Source organism: Klebsiella sp. BIGb0138 (assembly GCF_004342285.1).
Taxonomy (GTDB): domain Bacteria; phylum Pseudomonadota; class Gammaproteobacteria; order Enterobacterales; family Enterobacteriaceae; genus Klebsiella.
On sequence record NZ_SMCV01000001.1, the window covers coordinates 536,806 to 551,206 of the forward strand.

Consider the following 14,401-nt stretch of genomic DNA (forward strand, 5'->3'; position numbering starts at 1 on the left):
CCCGCTGGTCTCTGACTTCCCTACGCTGGCATTATCCAGATCAGGTATTACGGGTTTTTCTCAGCCTTCACCAGGAAGGGCACCCCGAGTCATCAAGAAGATATAAACATTCTCTGCTGGCAGGTTACGGGAAGCCGCGTGCCAGCGCAAGCCATCTTGTGTCATCTCCCGCGCGACGTCTCCTGGCGCCTGGCCGGTTATCCATTTATCCGTTTGCTTTCATGCCCGAACGGGCACAAACTTAATCGCAGGGACCGGCGTTCGCGGTCACACCTATCTCGAGGTACGGCTATGCCCGTTTATCACCATGCCCTGGTGCTGATTAACAACAGCCTTGACGGCATACCGCTGTTGCGGCATGCGGCTAACATGGCGGAAGAGAACGCCATGCGCATCACCCTCGCCCATATCAGCACCGACTACCGGGCGTTGAACTATGTCTCCGATAGCCTGCTGGATGATAATGTCTCCCAGGAGGTGATTCAGGCAAAAGCGCTGCTCAACGCGCTGGCGGCCAGCGTCCCCCTGCCGGTGCAAACCCTGGCGCTGGTTACCGCCCGCCGTTTTGAGGATGTCGACGCCTGCGTACGCCAGCGGGGAATTGATTTGCTTATCGCCGGGCACCGTAACCGGCTGCTGGGGGTCATGGCTTCCCATTCGCTGGAGTATATTAATCACCTGACGGTCGATGTGCTGATCAAGCATCTCCCCTGAGCCGCGGATCGGCTTCGCGTAGCGAACTGAGCAGCAGCGCAAAACAGTCCTCAATCAGCGGCGGCAGCGCCTGCGGCCCGCGCATTAACGCCACGGTACGCGCCAACGCGGGCTGCTGCAGCTGGGCGATGGTCAGGCCAGGATCCTGCAGGTGGGTGGTATACAGCTCGGGCAGAATGGCGATCGCCAGCCGCGAGCGCACCAGGCCATACAGGGTTTCAATATAATCAACCTGATAACGCGTATTCAGCGTCAGGCGGTGGCTCTCCGCCAGCGCGCCCACCAGACGCTGAATATTGCCCTTCGAGAACACCGCAATATCGCGCCCGGCCAGCAGCTTCCACGGCAGGTGCGGCTGGTCGGCCAGCGGATCCTCGCAATGTAGCACTGCGACAAACGGATCTTCCCGCAGCGGATAGACCTGCAGCGCGTCAGGAAGCGAACTGTCGAGGGCGCCGATAGCAAAATCAATCTGTCCGCTTTGTAGCTCGCGCACCAGCGCATCGTTGGTCTGGTCGTGAAACTCGACCCGCAGGCGGGGAAAAGTCTGCGCCAGGGTCTGCGGCAGCAGGGGAAACAGCAGCGAGCTGACCGACGGCACCAGGCCAATCCGTACCGTGCCATCGCCGCCGGCGGCGACAATCTGCTGCATGTCATCAAACGCCAGCTGGGCCACGCTCAGCACGCGACGAGCGTGCGGCAAAATCGCCGCCCCCAGATCGGTCAGCGTCACCGAAGAGGCCGTGCGGTTGACCAGTTTGCCGCCCAGCACCGTTTCAATTTGCCGCAGCGCGCTGCTCAGCGCCGGCTGGCTGATGGCCAGCCGGTTGGCGGTATCGGTGAAATGACGCAGCTGCGCCAGGGTGACAAAATACTGTAGCTGTTTCAGAGAAAGCGCGGGCAGGCGCTGCCACGGTTCGGTCATGGTGTTCTTCGCTAAGGGTAATCAGCCAGAATAACCCGAGCTTATCGGGTGATAAATTTATTCATCTGGGCAAACGTTTGCTGTCCACCTAGAGTATCGCCATTATCCTTGTGCCGGAGTTGTTATGTCCAGCAGTGCTGAAAACCGCCGCCGCGCCGTCCTGGCGGCCCGGGGCGAAGTCCCTTTTGACCTCTTACTGACCGGGGCGCAGATCGTCGACATGGTCACCGGCGAACTCCGCGCCGCCGATGTCGGCATCGTCGGCGAGATGATCGCCAGCGTGCATCCGCGCGGCAGCCGCAGCGATGCCCGGCAACAGCATGCGCTGGATGGCGCCTACCTGTCGCCGGGGCTGATGGATACCCATGTGCATCTCGAAAGCTCGCACCTGCCTCCCGAGCGCTACGCGGAAATCGTCCTCGCGCAGGGCACCACGGCGGTGTTCTGGGATCCGCATGAGCTGGCCAACGTCCTCGGGGTTGAGGGCGTGCGCTATGCGGTGGCCGCCAGCCGGAACCTGCCGCTGCAGGTGATGGTAGCCGCCCCCTCCAGCGTGCCGTCGACGCCGGGTCTGGAAATGTCCGGGGCGGATTTTGCCGGCGCCGAGATGGCGACCATGCTGGCATGGCCGGAGGTCCGCGGCGTCGCGGAAGTGATGGATATGCACGGCGTGCTGCACGGCAGCGAGCGCATGCAGGAGATTGTTCAGGCCGGCCTCGAGAGCGGCAAACTGATTGAAGGCCACGCCCGCGGCCTGAACGGCGCCGACCTGCAGGCCTACCTCGCCGCAGGGGTTACCTCCGATCATGAACTCACCTCCGCGGACGATGCGCTGGAAAAGCTGCGCGCCGGGCTGACCCTCGAGATTCGCGGCTCACATCCGTATCTGCTGCCGGATATCGTCAAGGCGCTAAAAACGCTGCCGCACCTCTCATCGCAAATCACCGTCTGCACCGACGATGTGCCGCCGGATATGCTGCTGGAAAAAGGCGGAATTATCGCCCTGCTCAACCAGCTGATTGAACATGGCCTGCCGGCCGCCGACGCCCTGCGCTTCGCGACTCTGAACGCCGCGATTCGCCTGCAGCGTAACGACGCAGGGCTGATTGCCGCCGGCCGCCGCGCCGACCTGGTGGTCTTTGATTCGCTGGAGAAACTACAGGCCCGTCGGGTCTACGTCGCCGGGCAGCTGATTGCCCGCGACGGCGCGCTTCTGCAGCCCATCATCGCCGCCGCGGGGGTCACCCCACCGCGCAATACGCTCCGCCTGACGCCGCTGGGCGCGGACGATTTTGTCCTGCGGGTCGAAGGGATTCGCCACGGCGTCGCCCGCCTGCGGCATATTCGCGGCGCGCGTTTTACACAGTGGGGAGAAGTCGAGGTACAGGTGCGCGACGGTAAAGTCCTGCTGCCCGACGGCTTCAGCCTGATTTGGGTTAAGCACCGTCACGGTCGCCATCAGGCCACTCCGCAAATCGCCCTGCTCGAAGGCTGGGGGGAGCTGCGCGGGGCCATTGCCACCAGCTACTCGCACGATTCGCATAACCTCGTGGTGCTCGGGCGCAACCCCGATGAGATGGCGCTCGCCGCCAACCGGCTGATTGCCTCCGGCGGCGGGATGGCCCTGTCCCGTCAGGGGGCCATTCTGGCCCACGTGGCGATGCCGATTGCCGGGATGCTTTCCGACCTGCCGGCGGTTGAGCTGGCCCGGCAGTTCCGCCAGCTGCGCGATCTCAGTGCGGAAATTGCCGACTGGGAGCCGCCGTATCGGGTATTTAAGGCCATCGAGGGAACCTGCCTCGCCTGTAACGTCGGACCGCATTTGACCGATTTAGGTTTGACCGACGGCACCACCCGTCAGATCGTTGAACCGCTGATAGACTGCCGGGAAACGCCGGAACCGACCCATCACAATAATCAACATCGGGGAGCCTGATCATGGCCGACAATACCCTTCAAACCGCCGCGCGAGGGAGCTGGCTGGAGCGGCGCTTTGCCCTGCGCGCGCGCGGCAGCACGCTCCGCACCGAGTGCCTCGCGGGCGTTACCGGCTTTCTCGCCGCCGCCTATCTGCTGGTGGTGATTCCCGGCCTGCTGGCGGTGGGCGGTATGGATAAAGGGGCGGCCACCACGGGGACGATTCTGGTGTTCGTCGCCGGAACGCTGCTGATGGCGTTTTACGCCAACCTGCCGTTTATCGTCGGCCCAGGCATCGGCGGTTCGGTGCTGGTTGGCGTGACTCTTGCCGGGAGCGAGGGGATCGGCTGGCAAATCGGCCTCGGCATCGCCTGCTGGTCCGGCATTCTGTTCTTCCTGTTAACCCGATTTGGCCTGCGCGAGGTGGTCACCCGCTCAGTGCCCCAGTCGATCAAGCTGGGACTCACCGCCTCCATCGGATTGTTTGTGGCGGTCCTCGGCTTTCGCAACGCCGGTCTGGTACTGGCTAACGCCAAAACCAGCGCCCTGATGCTCGGTGACTTCCTTGCCCCCGGCGCGCTGGTGGCGCTGTGCGGCCTGTTTCTCGCCATTGCGCTGCAGGCGCGACGCATTCCGGGCGCGATTTTGTGGGCGATTCTGTTTGCCACTCTGGTGGGGATCCCGGCTGGCGTGACCAAACTGCCGGGCAGCCCGATCGATATGCCGCACTCGCTGACGCCGGTTTTCGCGCAGATAGACATGCTGGGGGCGCTGAATATCGCCTTCCTGCCGTTCCTGTTCGTCTTTTTCGCCTCCGAGTTCTTCTCCACCATGGGGACGACGCTGGCAGTAGGCGGTGAAGCGGGCCTGCTGGATGAACAAGGCAACATGCCGTTGATCAACCGGCCGTTTATGGTCGACTCGATTGCCGCGGCCATCGGTCCGTGGCTGGGTATTCCGGCGGCTACCGCGCTGATTGAGTCATCCGCCGCGGCCGAAGCGGGCGGCAAAACCGGGCTAACGGCGCTGGCGGCGGCGGTCATGTTCCTGCTGATGCTGCTGTTTACCCCGGTTGCGCTGATGATCCCGAAAGAGGCCACCGCCCCGGCGCTGATCCTGATCGGCCTGAATATGTTCAGCGGCCTGCGCAAAGTCGATCTGGGCAATTTTACCGACGGGCTGCCGGTGTTGATGATGGTGATGATCACCCTGATTGCCAACAGCTTCGGTACCGGTATCGCCGGCGGGCTGCTGTTTTATATCGTGATTAAAGCCATTGCCGGCAAGTGGCGGGAAATCCCGCTGGGTTTGTGGATCCTCGCCGTTCCGCTGGTCTACTATTTCGCCACCCTGGTGAAGCACTGACCGCCCGATGGCTCATTGAGCGCATTGCCCTGCAACGCCTCGCAATGTGCTTTCACCTCTTCATACAGCAAACGCACCGCAGGAGACAGCTGCTTGCGGTGCGGGCAAATCATATTCAGCGGCACCCTGTCACCCAGGTAGCGCGGCAACAGCACCTGCAAGCGTCCGGCGCGAATATCATCGCTGACGTCCAGCCCGGACTTGTAGGCAAAGCCTTCTCCGGCAATCGCCAGCCGGCGGATCACTTCGGCGTCATCGCTGACTATCGCGCCGGAAACCTGAATGTGCTGAACTTCACCATTGAGGCTGAGCTGCCAGCGATCGAACTGCCTGCCGCGTAGCACGTACAGCAGCGCGTCATGTTGCGTCAGCGCCTCCAGAGTTTGCGGCTCGCCGTGTGCGGCAATCCACGCCGGGGAAGCCACCAGCACCCGCCGGTTTTCCGGGGCGACGGGAAGCGAAATAAACGAGGCATCGTCGTTGTCGCCATAGCGAAAGGCCACGTCTACCGGATCTTTAAACACATCGGTGCGATGGTCAGAAAAGAGGATCCGTAGTCTGAGCGCCGGGTGACGCTGGCGGAAAGCGCGAAAAACGGTCAGCAGTAGATTGCGCCCCAGATCGGAAGGTACCGCAATTTGCAAGGTGCCGTGGATCTCATCGTCCGGCTGCTGAATTTTTTGTAACCCGGCATGCAGCGTATCGAGCATCTGCGTGGCATAGGGTAGCCAGGTCTCCCCTTCGGGGGTCAGGCGCAAGCTGCGGGTCGAACGGGCAAAGAGGCGAATATTCAAGGTGGTCTCCAGGCGCTTAATCGCCGCGCTCACCTGCGCCGGCGGCTGCCCGGCCTCCCGCGCCGCGTCGCTGAAGCTGCCTAATGCCGCCGCGCGGACAAACAATGTCAGGTCTTCCAGTCTGAACATATTGACTCCCGAATCCCGATACCAGGATTGTTCCCAAAACAGGCGCTAGCCACCGAATCACGCCACCCGCGCCAGAGTTTTCTTACATTTTTCGCCAAACCAACGCTTGCCATTCCCGCCTTGCTTCAGGAATGATACGAGGCTGCGATTTTGTGTCCAGGATAATCCAGGATAATAACGAGGAAATTATGCGTAAAACAAAAATGATGCTTCTGGGCGTACTGTTGGCCGGCACCAGTAGCGTATGGGCGGCGTCCACCGGCGCTGTGCAAAAATACGAACTGGATGGCTTCACCGCCGACTTCACCCAGTTTCGCGTAGGCGATACCGTGCCGCCGCTGTATCTCACCCCGGAATACACCATTAAACAGTGGCAGCAGCGCAACCTGCCCGCGCCGGATGCCGGCACCCACTACACCTATATGGGCGGCAGCTACGTGCTGATCACCGATACCGAAGGTAAAATTGTCAAAATTTACGATGGCGAGATTTTCTATCAGCACTAATGGCTGACGGCACCTCGCCAGCATGCGCCAACGAAAACGCCCTGTCCTTTTACTGTCCGGTCCGGCACAGCAAAGCACAGGGCGTGATGTCATCTGCGGGCGTTATACCGCGCGGAAGGCAATCTCACCAGGAATGACTTCCCCCTGCCAGTAGAGCTGGGCCGCCACGCGCCCCGCCAGCCGACGGTAAATTTCGGTGAACTCGCTCTCCGGACGGGCGACGACGGTCGGCTTACCGTTATCCAGATCTTCACGCAGATTGATGTGCAGCGGCAGCTGGGCCAGCAGCTGAGTATGATATTGCGCCGCCAGTTTCTCCGCGCCGCCGGTGCCGAAAATCGGCTCATGGTGGCCACAGTTGCTGCAGATATGCATACTCATGTTTTCCACGATGCCGAGGACCGGTACTTCCACTTTCTCAAACATCACGATGCCTTTTTTCGCATCGATCAGCGCGATGTCCTGCGGCGTGGTGACCACTATCGCTCCGGTGACCGGGATATTCTGCGCCAGCGTCAGCTGAATGTCGCCGGTGCCCGGCGGCATATCCAGCACCAGATAATCCAGATCCGGCCACAGCGTCTCCTGCAGCATCTGCAACAGCGCCTTGCTGGCCATCGGGCCACGCCACACCATCGCGTTATCGTCGGTCACCAGATAGCCGATCGAGTTCGTGGCGAGACCAAATTTGACGATCGGCGCCATGTGGGTGCCATCCGGCGAGGTCGGACGTTGATCTTCCGCCCCCAGCATGGTCGGCACCGACGGGCCGTAAATATCGGCATCGAGGATCCCCACCTTCGCCCCTTCCGCGGCCAGCGCCAGCGCGAGGTTAACCGCCGTCGATGATTTACCGACGCCGCCTTTGCCGGAGCTGACGGCAATAATATTTTTGACGCCGTTGACGCCCGGCTGGTTTTTCACCCGCTTCAGCGTGGCGATGCTGTGCGTCAGCTTCCAGTCGATCGCCTGGGCGCCGGTGATACGCAGCAGATCGGCGCTGCACTGCTCTTTTAAGTCCTCAAAGGCGCTGTGCCAGGCGAACGGCATCTGGATCTCGATATGCACGGTATCGTCCAGCCACGCGACGTGGTGCAGAGCTTTCAGCGCGGTGAGGTTATGCTTCAAAGTTGGGTGCTGGAAATTAGCCAACGTTCCGGCGACCATCGCACGTAGACGTTCGGGGGATTTGGCCTGGGATTGCGAATTCATCCCGACTCCTTTGTTGTTATGAGATGCTTTCAGTAATGATTGAGTTTATCACAGCTGAGGATTATCCATATATGGTCAGCCATTTATGGCGCACCCATTACCCTTTTGGTAATATCAAAAGCCCTTTTTACAACAGAAGATGTAATGCCCACTATGACTCAAGTCGCGAAGAAAATTCTGGTAACGTGCGCCCTGCCGTACGCCAACGGCTCAATCCACCTCGGCCACATGCTGGAGCACATCCAGGCTGATATCTGGGTCCGTTACCAGCGAATGCGCGGCAACGAGGTCAACTTCATCTGCGCAGACGACGCCCACGGCACGCCTATTATGCTGAAAGCTCAGCAGCTCGGCGTCTCTCCGGAGCAGATGATTGGCGAAATGAGTCAGGAGCACCAGACCGATTTTGCTGGCTTCGACATCAGCTACGATAACTACCACTCCACCCACAGCGAAGAGAACCGCGAGCTGTCGGAGCTTATCTACACGCGCCTGAAAGAGAACGGTTTTATCAAAAACCGCACCATCTCTCAGCTTTACGATCCGGAAAAAGGCATGTTCCTGCCGGACCGTTTCGTGAAAGGCACCTGTCCGAAGTGTAAATCGCCGGACCAGTATGGCGATAACTGTGAAGTGTGCGGCGCCACCTACAGCCCGACCGAGCTGATCGACCCGAAATCCGTGGTCTCCGGCGCGACCCCGGTGATGCGTGAATCCGAGCACTTCTTCTTCGACCTGCCGTCGTTTAGCGAAATGCTGCAGGCGTGGACCCGCAGCGGCGCGCTGCAGGAGCAGGTGGCGAACAAAATGCAGGAGTGGTTCGAGTCCGGTCTGCAGCAGTGGGACATCTCCCGCGACGCGCCTTACTTTGGCTTTGAAATTCCCAACGCGCCGGGGAAATACTTCTACGTCTGGCTGGACGCGCCGATCGGCTACATGGGCTCCTTCAAGAACCTGTGCGACAAGCGCGGCGATAGCGAAAGCTTCGACGCCTACTGGAAGAAAGATTCCGCCGCCGAGCTGTACCACTTTATCGGCAAAGATATCGTCTATTTCCACAGTCTGTTCTGGCCGGCGATGCTGGAAGGCAGCGGTTTCCGCAAGCCGACCAACCTGTTTGTTCACGGCTACGTGACCGTTAACGGCGCCAAGATGTCCAAATCACGCGGCACCTTTATCAAGGCCAGCACCTGGCTGAACCATTTCGATGCCGACAGCCTGCGTTACTACTACGCCGCGAAGCTCTCTTCACGCATCGATGATATCGACCTGAACCTGGAAGATTTCATTCAGCGCGTCAACGCCGACATCGTCAACAAGGTGGTGAATCTGGCGTCGCGTAATGCGGGCTTTATCAACAAGCGTTTCGACGGCATGCTGGCGGTAGAACTGGCCGACCCGGCGCTGTACAAAACCTTTACCGATGCCGCAACCACCATCGGCGAAGCCTGGGAAAGCCGCGAGTTCGGCAAAGCCATCCGCGAGATTATGGCGTTGGCCGATGTGGCTAACCGCTACGTCGACGAACAGGCGCCGTGGGTAGTGGCGAAACAGGAAGGCCGCGATGCCGACCTGCAGGCGATCTGCACCATGGGCCTGAATATGTTCCGCGTGCTGATGACCTGGCTGAAGCCGGTGCTGCCGGGCCTGAGCGCGCGCGCCGAAGCGTTCCTCAACTGCGAGCTGAGCTGGGACGCTATCCAGCAGCCGCTGCTGTCGCATAAGGTCAACGCCTTCAAGGCGCTGTACAACCGTATCGAAATGAAACAGGTTGAAGCGCTGGTCGACGCGTCGAAAGAAGAGGTGAAAGCCACCGCCGCGCCGGTAACCGGCCCGCTGGCGGATGACCCGATTCAGGACACCATCACCTTTGACGATTTCGCCAAAGTGGATATGCGTATCGCGCTGATTGAGAATGCCGAATTTGTCGACGGGTCGGACAAGCTGTTGCGTCTGAGCCTCGATCTGGGCGGCGAGAAGCGCAACGTCTTCTCCGGCATTCGTAGCGCCTACCCGGACCCGCAGGTGCTGATCGGCCGTCTGACGGTGATGGTGGCCAACCTGGCGCCGCGTAAAATGCGTTTCGGCATTTCGCAAGGGATGGTGATGGCGGCAGGTCCCGGTGGGAAGGATATCTTCCTGTTAAGCCCGGACAGCGGCGCCCAGCCTGGCCAGCAGGTGAAATAATCTCCGCATCAAGCGCTGCTCCGGCAGCGCTTTTTCTTTATCTATTCATTCCGATTCTCACTCCCCTACCTTTTCTGCGCGTTGCGCGCGACGGCAATCGTGATAATAATCAATCGGCATACCGTCTGATAAACGGTACTCCACTCATGACCAACATAAGGACTGTGATGAAACTTTACCGCAAGCTGGCGGCCGCTGCGGCGGTCTCCCTGCTGGTTGTCGGCCTCTCGGGCTGCGATAACCAAAAAGAAGAGAGCAAAACCTTCATCCGCACCGCCAACGGCGTCGATCTGAGTTTTACCTACCATTACGCGGGTGACAAAGTGCTGCGTCAGGATGCGAATAATACCATCCCCTATAAGAGCATCGGCGCCGCCAGTAAAGAACAGGCGCAGGCCTTGATCGAGCCGATGAGCAGCGTTTATCACCATGTAAAAGGTGTAGAACAGCGCATCGATTATCAGGACAGCTATGCTCTGGAGCATCTCAGCGTTGATTTTACCCAGGCTCAGATTAGCGAACTGTGTAAGCTGCCGGGGTCGATGTTCACCAACTGCGCGCTCAAGGATATCTCGATGGCGGAGTCAGAGAAATTGCTCAAAGAGCAGGGGTTCCAGGAAGTGAAATAGCGCGCGGAGTATTCCCGGGTCGCGGCGTAAACGCCTTACCCGGGCTACACGGGGACAAAAAAATTGCGGCTGTCGCCGCCCGGCGCGGTCGTTGCAGCCCGGCTCAGCCAGGCGCCAGCCGGGACAGTTCAACGGGCGGCAAATTCAGGGCCTGGCGTGGATACGCTCGGTCAGCCCGCGGAGGAAATAGCGCAGGAACTGGTCGCCGCATTCGCGGAAATTCTTATGCTCCGGCGCGCGCATCATGGCGGTGATTTCCGGCATCGAGACGCGGAACTTCTGCTGGGTCAGGATGGCGAGAATATCTTCGGTCTTCAGAGAGAAAGCGATACGCAGCTTTTTCAGCACGATATTGTTATTCACCCGGCGCTCAACCGCCAGCGGCGGCGCGGACTCATCTTTACCGCGTTTGTCATAAATCAGGCCATTGAGGAAAAGCGACAACATAATGTCCGGGCAGCGCTGAAAGCCCTCTTCATCTTCCTTTTTCAACCACGGTACCAGCTGCTCTGCGCTGACGACGGCTTCGCCCAGCGCAAAAATACGCACCAGGTCGTTATTGTTAGTTTTCAGGGTGTAGCGCAGGCTACGTAGGATATCGTTACTGATCATAATGCCTTCATGATGAAAAATGCTGGCGCTAAGTCTATCACGATTCCGCCGTTTTACAGACCAATCGCCTCTTTCAGACTTTTTAAGTAACGACGGCTGACCGGCACCGTTTGTCCGGCCCGCATCAGCAGTTCCGCCTGGCCGTTTTCTTCGAGACGAATCTCTTTCAGGTGCGCCATATTCACCAGATACTGGCGGTGGCAGCGCAGCAGCGGCGTCCGGCTTTCGAGGGTGCGCAGGGTTAGTTCGGTGAATCCTTCCTTCCCTTCGCGATCGGTGACGTAAATCCCGCTCATCCGGCTGCTGACAAAGGCCACATCCTCCATCTGCAGCAGCCAGATGCGGCTATGGCCGGTACAGGGAATATATTTCAGCGCCTGCTGGGTATCGTCGAGCAGCGAGATATCCTGCAGGCTGCGCTCCTGGCGCAGGCGCGCCAGGGTTTTCTCCAGCCGCTTTGCTTCAATCGGTTTCAGCAAATAATCAAAGGCATGCTCTTCGAAGGCCTTCACCGCATACTCATCGAAAGCGGTGAGAAACACGATGTAAGGCCGATGTTCAGGATCGAGCATCCCGACCATTTCCAGCCCGCTGATGCGCGGCATCTGGATGTCGAGAAACAGCACGTCGGGGCGCAGCTTATGCACCGCGCCGATGGCTTCCACCGCGTTGGCGCATTCACCGACGATTTCGATGTCGCTGGCTGACTCCAGCAAAACCCGCAAATTTTCTCGTGCCAGCGGTTCATCATCAACTATCAACACTTTTAACACGCATTCTCCTCCAGAGGCAGTCGCAGCGTGACGCGGGTAAAGCACTCCGCCTCACAGGTGACGGTAATGCCGCAGTCGGCGCCGAAGCGCGCCCGTAAACGCCTGTCCACCAGGCTCATTCCCAGCCCGCTGGCGTTGGGATTGTCCTGGTACAGTCCGGCATTATCTTCGATATCTAACTGCAGCCAGCGCTGGTGCTGGCTGGCGCGAATGGTAATTTCCCCCACGCCGAGATGCTGCGAGGTGCCGTGCTTAATCGCATTTTCCACAATCGGTTGCAGGGTAAACGCCGGCAGCTGATGGTGGGCCAGCGCGTCGGGCACCAGCATCTGAATTTGCAGATTGGCCTGGAAACGCGCTTTCTCAATCTGCAGATAGGCGTTCACATGTTCAATCTCATCCGCCAGGGTGACAATCTCCGACGGCCGTTTCAGGTTCTTACGGAAGAACGTCGACAGGTACTGCACCAGCTGCCCGGCCTGATCGCTGTCGCGGCGAATCACCGCTTTCAGGGTATTTAAGGCATTAAACAGGAAATGGGGGTTCACCTGGGCGTGCAGCAGTTTAATCTCCGACTGGGTCAGCAGCGCCTTTTGCCGCTCGTACTGCCCGGCGAGAATTTGCGCCGACAGCAGCTGGGCAATCCCCTCCCCCAGCGTGCGGTTGATAGAACTGAACAGGCGATTTTTGGCTTCATATAACTTAATGGTGCCGATGACCCGCTGGTTCTCGCCGCGCAGCGGGATCACCAGCGTCGACCCCAGCTTACAGTTGGGGTGAATCGAGCAGCGGTAAGGCACTTCATTACCGTCGGCGTAGACCACCTCCCCGCTATCAATCGCCTTTTGCGTATAGGACGAGGAGATCGGTTTGCCGGGCAGATGATGATCGTCGCCGATCCCGGTAAACGCTAACAGCTTGTTGCGGTCGGTTATCGCCACCGCGCCAATGTCCAGTTCCTGAATCAGAACCTGCGCCACCTTCATGCTGTTCTCTTCGTTAAACCCCTGGCGCAGGATCCCCTCCGTCGAAGCCGCAACCTTAAGCGCGGTGGCGGAAAAGGCCGAGGTGTATTTCTCGAACATCGCCCGCTTATCCAGCAGGATGCGCATAAACAGCGCCGCGCCGACGGTATTGGTCACCATCATCGGCGCGGCGATGCTTTGCACCAGGTGCAGCGCGTCGGCAAACGGGCGGGCGATCAGCAGAATAATCATCATCTGCACCAGCTCGGCAAAGAAGGTAATCGCGCCGGCGGTGAGCGGGCTGAAGACTTTATCCGGCCGTCCGCGCTTCACCAGCACGCTGTGCACCAGACCGCCAAGCAGCCCTTCGACAATTGTGGAAACCATGCAGCTTAATGCCGTCATGCCGCCGAGGGAGTAGCGATGCAGCCCGCCGGTGAGCCCCACCAGGCCGCCCACCACCGGGCCACCGAGCAGGCCGCCCATCACCGCGCCGATGGCGCGGGTATTGGCGATCGAGTCTTCGATATGCAGACCAAAGTAGGTCCCCATAATGCAGAAAATGGAGAAAGTGACATAGCACAGCAGCTTGTGCGGCAGGCGGACGGTGACCTGCATTAAGGGGATGAACAGCCGCGTCTTGCTCATCAGCCACGCGATGACCAAAAACACGCACATCTGCTGAAGCAGCAGCAACACCAGATCGAACTCGTACATACCCGCAGACCACGCTTCACTCGAAAGCGCGTAACATACACTGCCGGGTCCAAACTTTCTTTGAAGCACTACAAGAAAATCGCAAATGATGGTCACGATCACATTTATTGCCTGCGTCCCGGCGCCGTAAAGCACAAAAAACGAGCAAATATTTTACCTTCGGCAAACAGCTTCTACAGTTATAAGGGGAGCATCTGCGGGAGGGGATAAATGGCGCTTTATACGATTGGTGAAGTGGCTCAGCTCTGTGACATCAATCCCGTAACGTTACGCGCCTGGCAACGGCGCTATGGGCTACTCAAACCTCAGCGCACCGACGGCGGCCACCGTCTGTTTAACGAGCAGGAAATCGACCGCATCCGCGAAATTAAACGCTGGATTGATTCCGGGGTTCAGGTCAGTAAAGTCAAAACGCTGCTCAACGACGACGATCGTCAGGAGGAAGGCGGCTGGCGGGAACAGCAGGAGATCCTGCTGGGCTATCTCCACGACGGCAGCTACCATCGTTTACGCCTGTGGATCAAAGAGCGCAACCATAGTTACTCCGCGCAAACCCTGGTCAATCATCTGTTTGTTCCCCTGCGCCATCGCCTGCTCAGCCCTCAGCCGACGCTTATCGCGCTGCGCAGCATCCTCGACGGGATCCTCATCAGCCATATTGCGCACAGCCTCGCCAGCGCCTGGAAACGCCCGGGCAGCCACGCGCTGGTGGTCGGCTGGAACGTCAACGATACCACGCGGCTCTGGCTGGAAGGCTGGATTGCCTGTGAACAGGGCTGGCGGGTGGATATCCTCCCCCACTCGCTGGCGCAGATTCGCCCCGATCTTTTTCCCGACAGCACCCTGCTGGTATGGTGCGGTGAAAACCCTGGCCCGGCTCAGCAGGAGCAGCTGCAGGCCTGGCAGCAGCAGGGGCAGGTGATCTGGCTAAATAGCAATTAATGTTTCATTAACAC

Annotated in this window: 13 protein-coding genes and 1 riboswitch; of the genes, 7 read left to right on the forward strand and 6 right to left on the reverse strand. The window is 59.4% G+C overall.

The window, feature by feature from the left end; all coding sequences use genetic code 11:
* Positions 1 to 97, reverse strand: a riboswitch (TPP riboswitch).
* A 194-nt stretch (positions 98 to 291) separates the two neighbouring features.
* The gene (locus EDF73_RS02540; protein ID WP_132725382.1) at positions 292 to 714 is read left to right on the forward strand and encodes a universal stress protein; all 423 of its coding nucleotides are present in this window, start codon (positions 292 to 294) and stop codon (positions 712 to 714) included.
* Here the strand turns inward: EDF73_RS02540 and EDF73_RS02545 are convergent.
* Complete coding sequence (locus tag EDF73_RS02545) at positions 698 to 1,639, reverse strand: LysR family transcriptional regulator (RefSeq protein ID WP_132725383.1); 942 nt, start codon at positions 1,637 to 1,639, stop codon at positions 698 to 700. The genes EDF73_RS02540 and EDF73_RS02545 overlap by 17 nt on opposite strands.
* Before the next feature lie 124 nt (positions 1,640 to 1,763).
* On the opposite strand from EDF73_RS02545, the gene EDF73_RS02550 reads away from it, so the two are divergent.
* Together EDF73_RS02550 and EDF73_RS02555 are read left to right on the forward strand one after the other, a co-directional pair.
* Entirely contained in the window at positions 1,764 to 3,575 is a 1,812-nt protein-coding gene (locus EDF73_RS02550; RefSeq protein WP_132725385.1) for an adenine deaminase C-terminal domain-containing protein, read from the forward strand.
* A gap of 2 nt (positions 3,576 to 3,577) precedes the next feature.
* Complete coding sequence (locus tag EDF73_RS02555; RefSeq protein ID WP_132725387.1) at positions 3,578 to 4,921, forward strand: NCS2 family permease; 1,344 nt, start codon at positions 3,578 to 3,580, stop codon at positions 4,919 to 4,921.
* Here the strand turns inward: EDF73_RS02555 and EDF73_RS02560 are convergent.
* Positions 4,894 to 5,844 carry a LysR family transcriptional regulator gene (locus EDF73_RS02560; RefSeq protein WP_132725389.1) on the reverse strand — a complete coding sequence of 317 codons (951 nt, stop codon included), beginning with the start codon at positions 5,842 to 5,844 and terminating at the stop codon, positions 4,894 to 4,896. The genes EDF73_RS02555 and EDF73_RS02560 overlap by 28 nt on opposite strands.
* Before the next feature lie 188 nt (positions 5,845 to 6,032).
* Here EDF73_RS02560 and EDF73_RS02565 point away from each other — a divergent pair, with 188 nt between their 5' ends.
* Positions 6,033 to 6,350, forward strand: coding sequence for an RcnB family protein (locus EDF73_RS02565; RefSeq protein ID WP_132725391.1), 318 nt, complete (start codon positions 6,033 to 6,035; stop codon positions 6,348 to 6,350).
* 102 nt (positions 6,351 to 6,452) lie between these two features.
* Here the strand turns inward: EDF73_RS02565 and apbC are convergent, their stop codons facing one another.
* Entirely contained in the window at positions 6,453 to 7,562 is a 1,110-nt protein-coding gene (apbC, locus tag EDF73_RS02570; protein WP_132725393.1) for an iron-sulfur cluster carrier protein ApbC, read from the reverse strand.
* 153 nt (positions 7,563 to 7,715) lie between these two features.
* Between apbC and metG the strand changes: the two genes are divergently transcribed.
* Together metG and EDF73_RS02580 are read left to right on the forward strand one after the other, a co-directional pair.
* On the forward strand, positions 7,716 to 9,749 hold the full coding sequence (metG, locus tag EDF73_RS02575) for a methionine--tRNA ligase (protein WP_132726286.1): 2,034 nt from the start codon (positions 7,716 to 7,718) through the stop codon (positions 9,747 to 9,749).
* A 167-nt stretch (positions 9,750 to 9,916) separates the two neighbouring features.
* Entirely contained in the window at positions 9,917 to 10,378 is a 462-nt protein-coding gene (locus tag EDF73_RS02580) for a YehR family lipoprotein (protein ID WP_132725395.1), read from the forward strand.
* 144 nt (positions 10,379 to 10,522) lie between these two features.
* Here the strand turns inward: EDF73_RS02580 and EDF73_RS02585 are convergent, their stop codons facing one another.
* The 3 genes from EDF73_RS02585 to EDF73_RS02595 are packed head-to-tail and all read right to left on the reverse strand — an operon-like array spanning position 10,523 to position 13,445.
* Entirely contained in the window at positions 10,523 to 10,990 is a 468-nt protein-coding gene (locus tag EDF73_RS02585) for a DUF1456 family protein (RefSeq protein ID WP_132725397.1), read from the reverse strand.
* Positions 10,991 to 11,043: 53 nt separating this feature from the next.
* Positions 11,044 to 11,763, reverse strand: coding sequence for a two-component system response regulator BtsR (btsR, locus tag EDF73_RS02590; RefSeq protein ID WP_132725398.1), 720 nt, complete (start codon positions 11,761 to 11,763; stop codon positions 11,044 to 11,046).
* A complete protein-coding gene (locus EDF73_RS02595) occupies positions 11,757 to 13,445 on the reverse strand; it encodes a sensor histidine kinase (RefSeq protein ID WP_132725400.1) in 1,689 nt (562 codons plus the stop codon). Before EDF73_RS02595 ends, btsR begins: the two co-directional genes overlap by 7 nt.
* Before the next feature lie 210 nt (positions 13,446 to 13,655).
* Between EDF73_RS02595 and EDF73_RS02600 the strand changes: the two genes are divergently transcribed.
* Entirely contained in the window at positions 13,656 to 14,387 is a 732-nt protein-coding gene (locus EDF73_RS02600) for a MerR family transcriptional regulator (protein WP_132725402.1), read from the forward strand.
* Positions 14,388 to 14,401 lie beyond the last annotated feature (14 nt).

Coding starts and splice junctions, on each gene's coding strand:
- EDF73_RS02540 (WP_132725382.1), top strand. CDS start 292: ATGCCCGTTTATCACCATGCCCTGGTGCTGATTAACAACAGCCTTGAC.
- EDF73_RS02545 (WP_132725383.1), bottom strand. CDS start 1,639: ATGACCGAACCGTGGCAGCGCCTGCCCGCGCTTTCTCTGAAACAGCTA.
- EDF73_RS02550 (WP_132725385.1), top strand. CDS start 1,764: ATGTCCAGCAGTGCTGAAAACCGCCGCCGCGCCGTCCTGGCGGCCCGG.
- EDF73_RS02555 (WP_132725387.1), top strand. CDS start 3,578: ATGGCCGACAATACCCTTCAAACCGCCGCGCGAGGGAGCTGGCTGGAG.
- EDF73_RS02560 (WP_132725389.1), bottom strand. CDS start 5,844: ATGTTCAGACTGGAAGACCTGACATTGTTTGTCCGCGCGGCGGCATTA.
- EDF73_RS02565 (WP_132725391.1), top strand. CDS start 6,033: ATGCGTAAAACAAAAATGATGCTTCTGGGCGTACTGTTGGCCGGCACC.
- apbC (WP_132725393.1), bottom strand. CDS start 7,562: ATGAATTCGCAATCCCAGGCCAAATCCCCCGAACGTCTACGTGCGATG.
- metG (WP_132726286.1), top strand. CDS start 7,716: ATGACTCAAGTCGCGAAGAAAATTCTGGTAACGTGCGCCCTGCCGTAC.
- EDF73_RS02580 (WP_132725395.1), top strand. CDS start 9,917: ATGAAACTTTACCGCAAGCTGGCGGCCGCTGCGGCGGTCTCCCTGCTG.
- EDF73_RS02585 (WP_132725397.1), bottom strand. CDS start 10,990: ATGATCAGTAACGATATCCTACGTAGCCTGCGCTACACCCTGAAAACT.
- EDF73_RS02595 (WP_132725400.1), bottom strand. CDS start 13,445: ATGTACGAGTTCGATCTGGTGTTGCTGCTGCTTCAGCAGATGTGCGTG.
- EDF73_RS02600 (WP_132725402.1), top strand. CDS start 13,656: ATGGCGCTTTATACGATTGGTGAAGTGGCTCAGCTCTGTGACATCAAT.